Raw genomic sequence first — 12,489 nt, 5'->3', positions numbered from 1 at the left:
CAAGTCCTCGTACGCGATCCACGGTCGGGCACCACGCCACGCCGTGTCGTTGCCGCACCAAGAAATCGACCCCCTTCCCATTCCCATGTCTAAATATGTTCGGCCAACTGGCCAAAAATCATCCCGCAGGCGCGCTTTTGTCAGCAACCGCCAAGGGATACCATGTGACAAATATGCCACCTCCACCAGCAAAATGAATAGCAAAACGAAATGGGGGGAAAGAATGGGAACGTACACATGGCTTCTGGTCGGAATGGGCGGCCTGGCCGGATGGTGCGTCTTCATCCTTGCGCGACGCAATCGAGGAAAAAGTACGGAGAACATCGAGGGGCTGCTCATCGAGCAGGACGCGACGAAGCGGGCGCAGCAGATACGCAATGACGTACGTGCTTTCAACATGAACCCCGGATCGGGCCGGGGATTCGGTTCTGACGAACGGCGACGCTGAGCATTCTCCTTATGGGCTGCCCGTAATCCTGGTGGTCGAGACGCGGCTAAGGGCTGTCCCGCAATTCCTGGTGGATCAGCGCGCGGCGTCGGATGCGGTGCATCGCAAGGCGGAGAGGCGCCCGCATACTGGATGCATTCGGGCGTTTCGACAACGTGGCGAGGTGCCGTAGCTGTCGTCGTGCGCCCGCCAGGAATTGCGGGACAGCCCTTAGGGACGAGGGTGGCCTTCGCGATGCCGGTGGCCCGGTGGGGCTCGCCGGAGCGACGGAAAGCATCCGCTCCTTCCGATCCCAAGAGCGTGGGGCCGAGCGCACCGTCCACTTCATTCAGGGGGCCACTACCGGGCTCATGCACGGTGAGCGTTTGGGGAACGTCTTCGAGGGCACCCGGTGTTTCGGAGGTTGATACACATGGTTCCCCTGCTACTCGTTCTTCTGCTCGCCCTGATTCTCTTCGGTGCCGGTTTCGCGCTCAAGGCACTGTGGTGGATCGCCATCATCGTGCTGGTGGTCTGGGCGATAGGTTTCATCGTCCGCCCGGCCGCGAGCGGCGGCAGGCGCGGCCGGTGGTACCGCTGGTAGGCGCGCCTCACCGGCAAAGACGCGGGTGAACCCGGATCGCATGGATCACGAGAAATCACGCATGCGACCCCCGGACCCGGGCACCCGATAAATCGAGAGCCGTTCAACATCATTCCCCTGGGGCTCTCACGCCGAAATGGACCGTCCGGAAAGGAGCCTTTTCATGAGCGACACCCTGTGGGGTTACCGGCCTTCGAGCGGACACACCGCCGGGGCCGATCTGACCGGATATTCGGTCGAGGCGACCGACGGAGGTATCGGCAAGGTCGACAAGCACTCCGACGATGCCGGATCCGCCTATCTCGTGGTCGACACCGGAGTGTGGATCTTCGGCAAGGACATCCTGCTCCCCGCGGGCACGGTCACGCACATAGACACGGAGGACCGGAAGGTCTTCGTGGACCTGACCAAGGAACAGATCAAGGACGCACCGGAGTTCGACCGGCACAAGCACACGGCCGATCCCGGCTATCACGCACAGGTCGGCGGTTACTACGACGCCTTCCGCATCATGTGATCCATCGGCCTGTTTCGTGTCACCCCGGACGGCGGGTCCGACCCTGAAGAAGGGCCGGGCCCGCCGTCCGGCATGTCCACAGAGAAACCCGACGCCCACCCCGTCCCGCCCGGCTCACCGGGCTCACGGCACAGGCGCGAACACCATGCGCACCACCGCGACCGGAATCAGCACGGCGGGCACCCCGAACCACCAGCGCCGCAAGCGCCGCATCCCCACGAACGCCACTGTCGCCGCCGCCCCGAGCAGCTCGGTCACCACGGCCAGCGTGCCCCACGTCCGTACCGTGTCGGTCACGGACCGGTCCCATGGGCCCTCCGACCCGGTCAGCAGCGCGCAGAGCACGAAGTAGCCGCCCACCACATGCAGCGCGAGCGGGATCACCGCGCATACGGCGCCCGCCGCCCACAACGCCACCCGGCCTCGGGCATTCCCGTTCCCGTTCCCGTTCCCACTCCCGCTGCCGTTCCCACTCCCGCTGCCGCTGCCGCTGGTCATGGGTCGCCCCGTCAACTCACCAGGTCCGTCCAGAACGGGACACTCGGCGATACGTCCGAGGCGTCGCCCTCCGCCGCGTCCCACCCCACGAACTCACGGGCCACGTAGTCCCACAGGTCACGCCCGTAGCAAATGATGTCGGCGCCGGACACCGACAGGACCGGGTGGCCGTACACCCCCCGGCCCGGCGGAAGGTACCGGTGGGAGTACACGGGAATCAGCTGCGGCACCGTGGCCAGCTCGCCACGGGCGACGGCCACGGCGCGCTCCGGTTCCGGCGGACGAGGTCCCCAGGCGTCCCCGTGCCACCAGCCGTGCTCCACCGAGAACAGCAGCCCCTCGACCGGCCACGACAACCGGTCGCGGATGTCCGCCGGATCACCGTCGCGCCAGTCCACCCAGGGTTGACGCGCGGACGCGCCCTCTTCCGGAGGGGACGCGGACCCGACGGGCAGCCCTGCGGCCAGGAAGGCCCGGTGGTCGTCGGCGAACTCGATTCCGTACTCCGCTTCGATGCGGCCGAACTCCCTTTCGCTCAGTCCCGGCCGCATCACAAAGCCGCCGATCTCCGCCAGGCGACGCGCTGCCCGCGCACCCGCCCGCTGTCCCGCACCGGTCATCACGGCGGCAGCCTATCGACCACCGGGCCGGCGCCCCCGCTCTCAACGCGGCAGCTGCCCCTCCCTGTTGATCTCCGTCACCCGGGCCCGCAGCACCACACCCGGAGGCGCCGGCCGGACCACCTCCGGCGGACAGTCCCACTCCGCGCCACCGCCCGGCGGCCTCAGTTGTACGTACGGTCCGACCCGGCCCATCACGCGGCCCACCCGCCCGTCGCGGGCGTCCACCGCGAACGACCCCGGTTCGGGCGTACACGGCTCGTTGTCCTCACTCGTCATACCCGCTCTCCTTCTCCGCCAGCACCCTGCACAGCCGCAAGGCCGTGTCGAGGTTGCAGCGGCCGAGATCGACCAGCGGAACCGGTTCGTTCCCGGCGCACGACACGGGGTCGATCCGCAGCGAGGGCAGCGTCACACCGACCCCGGCGAGACCCCCCTTCAGCCGCTCCACCGCGTCCTCCGCCATCCGTACCCTCTCCGCCGCCGCTTTGCGCCGCTCCATCGAATCCATGCTGCACACCTTCCACGCTGAGTGACGAAAATGCCTACCCAGCGTGTCCAACGCGCGGCGAGCCCGGAAGAGGCGCAGTTCCAGCAAACACACATATGTCACGGTGAGTTGCCAAACCGGGGCCGGGCGCACGGAGACGTCCCGGAGCCCAAGTGTCGAGATCCGGGCGCTCCCCACCGTGGATGGGAGGCCCGTTGCCCCACCCCATCCCCCCAGTCCGCGGAGTTGAGGAGAATGGTCCCCCGGTCGGAGAGGGCGCACCGATGGGGCCCGGACGCGCGCCGGCCGGATGCGCGCCGCCCGCTGACCGCGCCCGCCCAAGCCGTACGACCGAAGGACCGAGAACCCCGATGCCCGACGCCGCCCCCCCTGCCCGACGCCGCCCCCGTGCCCGACGCCGACGCCCCGGCATCCTCCGCGACCGACGACGACCGCTACGGGGAGATATCCGTCGAACTCGAAGGCGAGCACGGCGGGACACTGGTCGTCAGCGGCGAGAACATTCCTCGCATCACCCTCACCCGCGCACCCGGCGCCGAGGTCGATGACCACATCGTCATCGGCACCCGTGACCCCGCACACCTCACGCTCACGGTGGACGGCCACGACGCGACGGTCCTGCCCGCCAAGGGCAGGCTCAGCCGCCGTTCCTACCGGGTCGATGTCACCCACGCGGGCACGTCCTACCGGCTGGTTCCCGACTCCATCCCCAGCAGCCGGCTGACCCGCGACGGGAAGCACCTCGGCGACTTCTCGTCGGACGGCGACAGGCGGGTGATCGCCGAGTGGCGGGCGGGGGCCCCGATCGAACCGCTCGACGCGGCGATCGGATACGCGCTGTCGGCGGCCTTCGGAACAGGTGGCCAGCCCATGTGGATGATGGCGGTCGACGCGGTCAGCACGGCACTCCCGTAGGAGCCGTGGGGCTCTGCCGCCCTGGCCCGTGGCCCGGGGAGCGGCGAAGAGCAGGTTCTCCCTGAGGGTCCCGGCGAGAACCGGGGAGTCCTGTTCCACGTACGCGAGGGAGGCGCGCAGTTCGGCCGGGAAGGCCGGCTGGATGGACATCATCATCGAGACGTCGGGCAGCCGGACGACCAGCGGGCCACCGACACGCCCCGGTCGTGCGCGTGGCGCGCCGCTTCGGCGGCGCCCGACCCGCCGCACCCGGCGTGCGGCGGCAGCCGGGAACGCCCGAGGGCGGCACCCCCTTCGCAGGGGATGCCGCCCTCGGTATGTCGGACAGGTCCGATCCTCCGGTTTCCCGGGAAGGATCAGAAGTCCATGTCACCGCCCGGCATGCCGCCCGGAGCGGCCGCGGAGGCCTTCTCCGGCTTGTCGGCGATGACGGCCTCGGTGGTGAGGAAGAGCGCGGCGATGGACGCGGCGTTCTGCAGGGCGGAGCGCGTGACCTTCGCCGGGTCGAGAATGCCCTCGGCGATCATGTCGACGTACTCGCCGGTCGCGGCGTTGAGGCCGTGACCGATCGGCAGGTTGCGGACCTTCTCCACGACGACGCCACCCTCAAGACCACCGTTGACGGCGATCTGCTTGAGCGGGGCCTCCAGCGCGAGCTTCACGGCGTTGGCGCCCGTGGCCTCGTCACCGGTCAGGTCGAGCTTCTCGAAGACGGCCGAGGCCTGGAGCAGCGCCACGCCACCACCGGCGACGATGCCCTCCTCGACGGCGGCCTTGGCGTTGCGCACCGCGTCCTCGATGCGGTGCTTGCGCTCCTTGAGCTCGACCTCGGTCGCGGCACCGGCCTTGATGACGGCCACGCCGCCGGCCAGCTTCGCGAGGCGCTCCTGGAGCTTCTCGCGGTCGTAGTCCGAGTCGGAGTTCTCGATCTCGGCACGGATCTGGTTGACGCGACCCTGAACCTGGTCGCTGTCACCGGCACCGTCGACGATCGTGGTCTCGTCCTTGGTGATGACGACCTTGCGGGCGCGGCCGAGCAGGTCCAGGCCGGCGTTCTCCAGCTTGAGACCGACCTCCTCGGAGATCACGGTGCCACCGGTGAGGATGGCGATGTCCGCGAGCATGGCCTTGCGGCGGTCGCCGAAGCCCGGAGCCTTGACGGCGACGGACTTGAACGTGCCCTTGATCTTGTTGACGACCAGGGTCGACAGGGCCTCGCCCTCGACGTCCTCGGCGATGATCAGCAGGGGCTTGCCCGACTGCATGACCTTCTCCAGCAGCGGGATCAGGTCCTTGACGCTGGCGATCTTCGAGTTGACGATCAGGATGTACGGGTCGTCGAGCGACGCCTCCATACGCTCCATGTCGGTGGCGAAGTACGCCGAGATGTAGCCCTTGTCGAAGCGCATACCCTCGGTGAGCTCAAGCTCCAGCCCGAAGGTCTGGGACTCCTCGACGGTGATGACGCCTTCCTTGCCGACCTTGTCCATCGCCTCGGCGATCTTGGCGCCGATCTCGGTGTCGGCGGCGGAGATGGAGGCGGTCGAAGCGATCTGCTCCTTGGTCTCCACGTCCTTGGCCTGCTCCAGCAGAGCGGCGGAGACGGCCTCGACGGCCTTCTCGATGCCCCGCTTGAGCGCCATCGGGTTGGCACCGGCGGCAACGTTGCGCAGGCCCTCGCGGACGAGCGCCTGAGCGAGAACGGTGGCGGTGGTCGTACCGTCGCCGGCGACGTCGTCCGTCTTCTTGGCGACCTCCTTGACCAGCTCCGCACCGATCTTCTCGTACGGGTCCTCGAGCTCGATCTCCTTGGCGATGGAAACACCATCGTTGGTGATCGTGGGCGCGCCCCACTTCTTCTCGAGGACGACGTTACGGCCCTTGGGGCCGAGGGTGACCTTGACGGCGTCGGCGAGCTGGTTCATCCCGCGCTCGAGACCGCGCCGTGCCTCCTCGTCGAACGCGATGATCTTGGCCATGTGAAGTGGTCCTCCCGGACAGGGGTGGATTTCTCCGGACCGAGTGGCGCCCGCGACGGACGGCCTGCCTGCCCGGTGGTTCCTTGCCCCACCGCGCCTGCGGGCCTCACCGGCCCGGTCCAAGTTTCTGTCACTCTCACCTGGAGAGTGCTAACGCCAATGATTAGCACTCGACCCCTGCGAGTGCAAGCAGGTGCCACGGTTTGTGGACACCCCGCGGGCCCGGAACGGGGGGGCTCACGCGCCCCCGGAGCACCGGGCGGGACGCGGACGCGCTGAGGGCCCGTACCCCAGGGGGTACGGGCCCTCAGTGCGTGAGTGGTGTCGTTGGCCGACCGCGCCGAGCTCAGCCGACGGCGAGCTTGACCATGTCCGCCTGCGGCCCCTTCTGGCCCTGCGAGATCTCGAATTCAACTCGCTGACCCTCTTCGAGGGTGCGGTACCCGTCCATCTGGATCGCGCTGTAGTGGACGAAAACATCCGCACCACCGTCGACCGCGATGAAGCCGTACCCCTTCTCCGCGTTGAACCACTTGACGGTGCCCTGAGCCATGCCTAACTCCCCTATTACTGGCCCTTGCACAGGACCGCACTTCGCGGGCCCGGGTCAGAACTCACCCTCCGACAGGAGAGGTTGTGTGCGCCGTAGCGCGTCGACCGCGGCCGAATGTATCTGTCCAACTGCCCTCTGCAACAGGTCAATCGGACGAGAATTCTGGGCATGGCTGAACACGCGAATATGAGGAATACATGGGATTCCCGGGCAAGTCGGGCCCGACAAAGGGCACTTATGACGCAAGGTGCTCAACCATATTGGCTGCTTCTTATCGCGGCCGGGCGCATTCTCATATGCGGGCGACACGGGCAGCGGAGGGGGCTTCCCCAACTGTACCGTGCTCAACCATGCAGAATTGCCCCCTCCGCTTCTCTCGCGGAGGGGGCAACAGGGGTCACACGGCGAAGTCGTCAGCCTCCGGCGACGGCCGGGATGATCGAGATGCCGGCGCCGTCCGGGGTGGCGGCCTCCAGGCCGCCCTCGAAGCGCACGTCGTCGTCGTTGACGTACACGTTCACGAAGCGGCGCAGCTTGCCCTGGTCGTCCAGGACGCGGGCGGCGATACCCGGGTGGTTCGCCTCCAGGGACTCGATAACCTCGGAGAGGATCGTGCCCTCCGCCGCGACCTCGGCCTGGCCGTCCGTGTAGGTGCGGAGAATGGTGGGGATACGGACCTTGACGCTCATAGGGGTGCCTTCCTTCGGTCTCGGGGTGGTCAGAGGGCGGCGGCGAGGCCGGCTTCGCGGAACGCGTCCAGGCTCGGCCGGATGGTCGCGGTCGCCTGCGAGGTCGCGGCCACCGCGTCCAGCGTCTTGAGGCCGTCGCCGGTGTTCAGGACAACGGTGGTCAGCGTCGGGTCGAGCAGCCCGGCCTCGATCAGCTTCTTCGTCACACCGACCGTCACCCCGCCCGCCGTCTCGGCGAAGATGCCCTCGGTACGGGCCAGCAGCTTGATCGCGTCGACGACCTGCTCGTCGTTGACGTCCTCGACGGCACCACCGGTACGGCGGGCGATGTCCAGGACGTACGGGCCGTCGGCCGGGTTGCCGATCGCCAGGGACTTGGCGATCGTGTTCGGCTTCTGGGGCCGCACCACGTCGTGGCCGGCCTTGAAGGCGGTGGAGACCGGGGAGCATCCCTCGGCCTGGGCGCCGAAGATCTTGTACGGCCTGTCCTCGACCAGGCCGAGCTTGATCAGCTCCTGGAGGCCCTTGTCGATCTTGGTCAGCTGCGAGCCGGACGCGATCGGGATGACGATCTGGTCGGGCAGCCGCCAGCCGAGCTGCTCGCAGATCTCGTACGCCAGCGTCTTGGAACCCTCGCCGTAGTACGGCCGCAGGTTGACGTTGACGAAGCCCCAGCCCTCGCCGAGCGGGTCGCCGATGAGCTCCGAGCAGAAGCGGTTGACGTCGTCGTAGTTGCCCTCGATGCCGACCAGTTCACCGCCGTACACCGCGGCCATGACGACCTTGCCCTGCTCCAGGTCGTGCGGGATGAACACGCAGGAGCGGAAGCCGGCGCGGGCGGCGGCGGCGCCCACCGCGCCGGCGAGGTTGCCGGTGGAGGAGCAGGACAGGGTGGTGAAGCCGAAGGCACGGGCGGCCTCGACGGCGATGGCCACGACGCGGTCCTTGAAGGAGTGCGTCGGGTTGCCGGAGTCGTCCTTGACGTACAGGCCGCCGGTGACACCCAGCTCACGGGCGAGGTTGTCGGCCTTGACCAGCTTGGTGAAGCCGGGGTTGATGTTGGGCTTGTCCGCGACGTCGGCGGGGACCGGCAGCAGCGGCGCGTAGCGCCAGATGTTGTTCGGCCCGGCCTCGATGCGCTTCTTCAGCTCGTCGGGAGTGCCGGTCGGCAGGTCGTACGCCACTTCGAGCGGTCCGAAACAGGACGCACAGGCGAAGAGGGGGCCGAGGGCGAAACGCTCGCCGCACTCGCGGCAGGAAAGTGCTGCGGCGGGACCGAGATCCACGGACGAAACAGAAGAATCGGTGGATGTAGCAACAGCCTGAACAGCCATGATGGCGGAGGTCCCTTTCTCCTCATCTTCCTTGCGGCGCATTTCGCCGCAAGACGGAATTGGCACCTTCCCCACCAAGACCTCGACGGTCGGCGGGAGGGTTGCCGGGACTTCAACGGGCCGTTCCCTCAGTCCCTCTGGATGAGCGCTGTGGCACTGGAATCTTCGATCCAGGCGTTTATTGGCGGACGGACCCCGACATGCGACGGTCATCCGCGTTGTTCAAGACTGTAACCGAAGCACCGGACCGTTGAGATAGTCGTCCGAACCGCGAGATGGATCACACACAGGGAGTATCGACCGTGCTGGAAGAGGTGGAACGCTGGCTGACCAGGCGTTCCTGGTCGGCAGCCGACCGCCCGCTGGACCGTCTCATCACCGCTCGCGCCGGGGATCCGCGCCGGGCGAGCGTGAGTGTCGTCCTGCCCGCGTTGAACGAGGAGGCGACGGTCGGGGCGATCGTGTCGACGATCCGGCGCGAGCTGATGGAGAAGGTCCGGCTCGTCGATGAGCTGGTAGTGATCGATTCCGGCTCCACGGACGCCACCGCCGAGGCCGCCCGCCACGCCGGCGCCCGGGTGGTCCACCGGGACGAGATCCTCCCCCGGATACCGGCCCTGCCCGGCAAGGGCGAGGTCCTGTGGCGCTCACTCATGGTGACGAGCGGCGAGATCGTCTGCTTCGTCGACGCCGATCTCAAGGACTTCTCCGCGGACTTCGTCTCCGGCATCGTCGGCCCTCTGCTCACCGACCCGTCCGTGCAGTTCGTCAAGGCGATGTACGACCGCCCCCTGGGCGACACCGCAGGTCAAGGGGGACGGGTCACGGAACTGGTGGCGCGCCCGCTGCTCAATCTGCACTGGCCGCAGCTGGCCGGATTCGTCCAGCCGCTGGGCGGCGAGTACGCGGTGCGGCGCTCCCTGCTGGAGCGGCTGCCCTTCCCGGTCGGTTACGGGGTGGAGTTGGGGCTGCTCGTGGACGCGCTGCACACCGTGGGCCTGGACGCGCTGGCCCAGGTCGACGTCGGCGTCCGCAAGCACCGCCACCAGGACGGTCAGGCGCTGGGCCGGATGGCGGCGGCGATCTACCGCACCGCGCAACTGCGGCTCTCCCGGGGACATCTGGTGCGGCCCGCGCTCACCCAGTTCGAACGGGGCGAGAACGGCTTCGTCCCGCACACCCATGCGGTGGACACGGAGGAACGACCGCCGATGCGGGAGATCGCGGAGTACACCTCGCACCGCGCGGCTTGACGCGGGGTGACGCGGGGTGACGCGGGGTGACGCACCGGAGAGCGGGCAGGGTGAGCGGCGCGCGGGAGTGGGCACGGTGAGCGCCCGGAGTGGGCACAGTGGCGCCCCGCCCGGCGATTCGCGTTTGACGGCTTCCCGGAAGGGCTAGGTTCCGCTACATGGTCTCCGAGCACGCTGCCCAGGTTCTCGTCGCGTCCAACCGCGGCCCGGTGTCGTACTCGCTGAGCGAGGACGGCTCGCTCGCGTCGAAGCGGGGCGGGGGCGGTCTCGTCTCCGGTCTGAGCGCCGTCGACGACAAGCTGTGGGTGTGCGCGGCCCTGGGCGACGGCGACCGCGAGGCGGTCCGGCGCGGGGTCGCCGAGCCGGGCGTACGGATGCTCGACATCGACGCCGACGTGCACGCCGACGCGTACAACGGCATCGCGAACTCCGTGCTCTGGTTCGTCCACCACCTGCTCTACCAGACCCCCGTCGAGCCGGTCTTCGACGCGGAGTTCCGGCGCCAGTGGGCCTCGTACGAGGCGTACAACCGGGCCTTCGCCGAGGCGCTCGCCGAGGAGGCGGGGCGGGGCGCCGCCGTCCTGGTGCAGGACTACCACCTTGCGCTGGTCCCCGGCCTGCTCCGGGAACTCCGCCCCGACCTGCGCATCGGCCACTTCTCGCACACCCCGTGGGCCCCCGTCGACTACTTCCGCCTGCTGCCCGACGACATCGGCGAGCAGCTGCTGCGCGGCATCCTGGGCGCCGACCGCGCGGCGTTCCTGACCCGGCGCTGGGCGGACGCCTTCGTCGGCTGCTGTACGGAGATCCTGGGCGGCACGGGCCGCACCCGCATCGGGGTGCACGGACTCGGCGCGGACGCGGACTTCCTGCGGCGGCGGGCGCACGAGGCGGACGTGGACGAACGGATGGCCGCGCTGCGGGAGCAGGTGGGCGGCGACGGCGACCGCCGGACGATCGTCCGGGTGGACCGTACGGAACTCTCCAAGAACATCGTCCGCGGCCTGCACGCCTACCGCGCCCTGCTCGACGAACGCCCCGAGTGGCGCGAGCGGGTCGTCCACGTCGCCTTCGCCTACCCCTCCCGGCAGGACCTCGCGGTGTACCGGGAGTACACGGCGGCGGTGCAGACCCTGGCCGACGAGATCAACGCCGCCCACGGCACCCCCGGCTGGACCCCGGTCGTCCTCCACGTCAAGGACGACTTCGCACGCTCGCTGGCCGCCTACCGGCTGGCGGACGTGGCCCTGGTCAACCCGATCCGCGACGGCATGAACCTGGTCGCCAAGGAGGTCCCCGTCGTCTCCGACCACGGCTGCGCGCTGGTGCTGTCCCGGGAGGCGGGGGCGTACGAGGAGCTGGGCGCCGACGCGATCGTGGTGAACCCGTACGACGTGACCGCCACGGCCGACGCCCTGCACGAGGCACTGTCGATGGAGAGCGGCGAACGGGCCGGACGCACCGAGCGGCTGGCCGCCGCGGCGACCGCGCTGCCGCCGCAGCAGTGGTTCCTGGACCAGTTGGAGGCGCTGCGCGGCTGAGCCGGGTACGGCACCGCGCCCCCCCGGCTACAGGCGCTGCGCCAAGGCCGCCAGATAGCCGACGACGGCCTCCGGCCCCGGCAGCGACAGGTCCGCCCGCTCGGCCAGTTCGGGCACCTCGGCGCTGCCGCTGCACACCAGCAGACCGGGGATGCCGTCCGCGCCCTCGGTGCGCAGCCTCTCCACGGCCGCGTACGCCGCGAGGTCGCCGAGGTCATCGCCCGCGTAGAGCACGGACTCGGCGTCCAGCTCCCGTACGTACTCCGCCAGCGCGACCCCCTTGTCCATGCCGGGCGGGCGCAACTCCAGCACCAGGCGCCCCGGTTCGACGATCAGACCGTGCCGGGCCGCCAGCTCCCCGAGGGGCCCGCGCAACGACTCGAAGGCGGCCTGCGGGTCCGCGGCGCGGCGGGTGTGGACGGCGACCGCCTGCCCCTTCTCCTCCACCCATGTGCCGTGCCAGGAGTTGAACTCCTGGAGCACTCCGGGCAGTTCCGCGCGGACGGCGGCGACTCCGGGGTGCGGGGCGGGGGCGTGGACGGTGCCGGTGACGGCGTCCCAGCGCTCGGCGCCGTAGTGCCCGAGGACGACGAGGTGGTCGAGGCCCGGCACTCCGGCGAAGCCGCCGTGGCGGACCGCGACGGCGGCCGGACGTCCGGTGATCACGGCGACCGAGGCGACCTTGGGGGCGAGTGCGGCGAGCGCGGGGACGGCGCCGGGGTGGGCACGGGCCTGTTCGGGGTCCGGGACGATGTCGGCGAGCGTGCCGTCGAAGTCGAGAGCGACGACCGCGCGGTCGGGCCGGGCGAGGATCGCGGCGAGGCCTTCACGGCCGGCCGGGGTGCTCGGGGACGGCAGGAGGTCGGGGTGTCTGCCCATGCTTCGACCCTATAGCGCCCGGTGCTCCGAGGGGCCTCAAAAGCCCGTCCTGGAGGGCCGGGGCGCTTCCGGGAGCGGGAGCCCCGGGCGCGGGAGCCCCGGGCGCGGGAGCCCCGGGCGCGGGAGCCCCGGGCGCGGGAGCCCCGGGCGCGGGAGCCCCGGGCGCGGG

At 69.5% G+C, this 12,489-nt stretch carries 15 protein-coding genes and 1 riboswitch; of the genes, 6 read left to right on the top strand and 9 right to left on the bottom strand.

Annotated features, from left to right (window positions below; all coding sequences use genetic code 11):
- The first annotated feature begins 223 nt into the window (after nucleotides 1-223).
- The 3 genes from ABT170_RS39115 (at nucleotide 224) to ABT170_RS39105 (ending at nucleotide 1,548) form a co-directional block, all read left to right on the top strand.
- On the top strand, nucleotides 224-448 hold the full coding sequence (locus ABT170_RS39115; RefSeq protein WP_329942103.1) for a hypothetical protein: 225 nt from the start codon (nucleotides 224-226) through the stop codon (nucleotides 446-448).
- 412 nt (nucleotides 449-860) lie between these two features.
- Entirely contained in the window at nucleotides 861-1,031 is a 171-nt protein-coding gene (locus ABT170_RS39110; protein WP_329942104.1) for a hydrophobic protein, read from the top strand.
- 163 nt (nucleotides 1,032-1,194) lie between these two features.
- A complete protein-coding gene (locus ABT170_RS39105) occupies nucleotides 1,195-1,548 on the top strand; it encodes a PRC-barrel domain-containing protein (RefSeq protein WP_329942105.1) in 354 nt (117 codons plus the stop codon).
- 123 nt (nucleotides 1,549-1,671) lie between these two features.
- Here the strand turns inward: ABT170_RS39105 and ABT170_RS39100 are convergent, their stop codons facing one another.
- The 4 genes from ABT170_RS39100 to ABT170_RS39085 are packed head-to-tail and all read right to left on the bottom strand — an operon-like array spanning nucleotide 1,672 to nucleotide 3,177.
- Nucleotides 1,672-2,046, bottom strand: a complete 375-nt coding sequence (locus ABT170_RS39100) for a hypothetical protein (RefSeq protein ID WP_351875762.1) — start codon at nucleotides 2,044-2,046, stop codon at nucleotides 1,672-1,674.
- Nucleotides 2,047-2,057: 11 nt separating this feature from the next.
- Nucleotides 2,058-2,666, bottom strand: a complete 609-nt coding sequence (locus ABT170_RS39095) for a hypothetical protein (RefSeq protein WP_351875811.1) — start codon at nucleotides 2,664-2,666, stop codon at nucleotides 2,058-2,060.
- A 42-nt stretch (nucleotides 2,667-2,708) separates the two neighbouring features.
- Nucleotides 2,709-2,945 carry a hypothetical protein gene (locus ABT170_RS39090; RefSeq protein ID WP_329942107.1) on the bottom strand — a complete coding sequence of 79 codons (237 nt, stop codon included), beginning with the start codon at nucleotides 2,943-2,945 and terminating at the stop codon, nucleotides 2,709-2,711.
- On the bottom strand, nucleotides 2,935-3,177 hold the full coding sequence (locus ABT170_RS39085) for a hypothetical protein (protein WP_329942108.1): 243 nt from the start codon (nucleotides 3,175-3,177) through the stop codon (nucleotides 2,935-2,937). Before ABT170_RS39085 ends, ABT170_RS39090 begins: the two co-directional genes overlap by 11 nt.
- 387 nt (nucleotides 3,178-3,564) lie before the next feature.
- Here ABT170_RS39085 and ABT170_RS39080 point away from each other — a divergent pair, with 387 nt between their 5' ends.
- On the top strand, nucleotides 3,565-4,092 hold the full coding sequence (locus ABT170_RS39080; protein WP_351875759.1) for a hypothetical protein: 528 nt from the start codon (nucleotides 3,565-3,567) through the stop codon (nucleotides 4,090-4,092).
- A 356-nt stretch (nucleotides 4,093-4,448) separates the two neighbouring features.
- Here ABT170_RS39080 and groL read toward each other — a convergent pair whose 3' ends face one another.
- The 4 genes from groL to thrC form a co-directional block, all read right to left on the bottom strand.
- Complete coding sequence (groL, locus tag ABT170_RS39075) at nucleotides 4,449-6,071, bottom strand: chaperonin GroEL (RefSeq protein WP_266932109.1); 1,623 nt, start codon at nucleotides 6,069-6,071, stop codon at nucleotides 4,449-4,451.
- A gap of 346 nt (nucleotides 6,072-6,417) precedes the next feature.
- Nucleotides 6,418-6,624 carry a cold-shock protein gene (locus tag ABT170_RS39070; protein WP_003967346.1) on the bottom strand — a complete coding sequence of 69 codons (207 nt, stop codon included), beginning with the start codon at nucleotides 6,622-6,624 and terminating at the stop codon, nucleotides 6,418-6,420.
- 413 nt (nucleotides 6,625-7,037) lie between these two features.
- On the bottom strand, nucleotides 7,038-7,313 hold the full coding sequence (locus ABT170_RS39065) for a MoaD/ThiS family protein (RefSeq protein ID WP_266932110.1): 276 nt from the start codon (nucleotides 7,311-7,313) through the stop codon (nucleotides 7,038-7,040).
- Nucleotides 7,314-7,342: 29 nt separating this feature from the next.
- On the bottom strand, nucleotides 7,343-8,647 hold the full coding sequence (gene thrC, locus ABT170_RS39060; protein ID WP_329942110.1) for a threonine synthase: 1,305 nt from the start codon (nucleotides 8,645-8,647) through the stop codon (nucleotides 7,343-7,345).
- A 19-nt stretch (nucleotides 8,648-8,666) separates the two neighbouring features.
- Nucleotides 8,667-8,795, bottom strand: a riboswitch (SAM riboswitch).
- A 154-nt stretch (nucleotides 8,796-8,949) separates the two neighbouring features.
- Here thrC and ABT170_RS39055 point away from each other — a divergent pair.
- Nucleotides 8,950-9,900, top strand: coding sequence for a glucosyl-3-phosphoglycerate synthase (locus ABT170_RS39055; protein WP_329942247.1), 951 nt, complete (start codon nucleotides 8,950-8,952; stop codon nucleotides 9,898-9,900).
- Between the two features lie 158 nt (nucleotides 9,901-10,058).
- The gene (locus tag ABT170_RS39050; RefSeq protein WP_329942111.1) at nucleotides 10,059-11,441 is read left to right on the top strand and encodes an alpha,alpha-trehalose-phosphate synthase (UDP-forming); all 1,383 of its coding nucleotides are present in this window, start codon (nucleotides 10,059-10,061) and stop codon (nucleotides 11,439-11,441) included.
- 27 nt (nucleotides 11,442-11,468) lie between these two features.
- On the opposite strand, the gene otsB is transcribed toward ABT170_RS39050, so the two are convergent.
- A complete protein-coding gene (gene otsB, locus ABT170_RS39045) occupies nucleotides 11,469-12,320 on the bottom strand; it encodes a trehalose-phosphatase (protein WP_329942112.1) in 852 nt (283 codons plus the stop codon).
- Nucleotides 12,321-12,489 lie beyond the last annotated feature (169 nt).

This window comes from Streptomyces sp. NPDC001787 (assembly GCF_040297465.1).
In the GTDB taxonomy this organism is placed as follows: domain Bacteria; phylum Actinomycetota; class Actinomycetes; order Streptomycetales; family Streptomycetaceae; genus Streptomyces.
Note: the sequence above shows the minus strand (reverse complement) of the source record. Positions and strands in the feature narration are given on the sequence as shown.

What these genes read in the sequence shown, in the direction of transcription:
- ABT170_RS39110 (WP_329942104.1), top strand. Translation starts at nt 861, where the DNA reads ATGGTTCCCCTGCTACTCGTTCTTCTGCTCGCCCTGATTCTCTTCGGT.
- ABT170_RS39100 (WP_351875762.1), bottom strand. Translation starts at nt 2,046, where the DNA reads ATGACCAGCGGCAGCGGCAGCGGGAGTGGGAACGGCAGCGGGAGTGGG.
- thrC (WP_329942110.1), bottom strand. Translation starts at nt 8,647, where the DNA reads ATGGCTGTTCAGGCTGTTGCTACATCCACCGATTCTTCTGTTTCGTCC.
- ABT170_RS39090 (WP_329942107.1), bottom strand. Translation starts at nt 2,945, where the DNA reads ATGACGAGTGAGGACAACGAGCCGTGTACGCCCGAACCGGGGTCGTTC.
- ABT170_RS39065 (WP_266932110.1), bottom strand. Translation starts at nt 7,313, where the DNA reads ATGAGCGTCAAGGTCCGTATCCCCACCATTCTCCGCACCTACACGGAC.
- ABT170_RS39050 (WP_329942111.1), top strand. Translation starts at nt 10,059, where the DNA reads ATGGTCTCCGAGCACGCTGCCCAGGTTCTCGTCGCGTCCAACCGCGGC.
- ABT170_RS39105 (WP_329942105.1), top strand. Translation starts at nt 1,195, where the DNA reads ATGAGCGACACCCTGTGGGGTTACCGGCCTTCGAGCGGACACACCGCC.
- ABT170_RS39085 (WP_329942108.1), bottom strand. Translation starts at nt 3,177, where the DNA reads ATGGATTCGATGGAGCGGCGCAAAGCGGCGGCGGAGAGGGTACGGATG.
- otsB (WP_329942112.1), bottom strand. Translation starts at nt 12,320, where the DNA reads ATGGGCAGACACCCCGACCTCCTGCCGTCCCCGAGCACCCCGGCCGGC.
- ABT170_RS39095 (WP_351875811.1), bottom strand. Translation starts at nt 2,666, where the DNA reads ATGACCGGTGCGGGACAGCGGGCGGGTGCGCGGGCAGCGCGTCGCCTG.
- ABT170_RS39115 (WP_329942103.1), top strand. Translation starts at nt 224, where the DNA reads ATGGGAACGTACACATGGCTTCTGGTCGGAATGGGCGGCCTGGCCGGA.
- groL (WP_266932109.1), bottom strand. Translation starts at nt 6,071, where the DNA reads ATGGCCAAGATCATCGCGTTCGACGAGGAGGCACGGCGCGGTCTCGAG.
- ABT170_RS39070 (WP_003967346.1), bottom strand. Translation starts at nt 6,624, where the DNA reads ATGGCTCAGGGCACCGTCAAGTGGTTCAACGCGGAGAAGGGGTACGGC.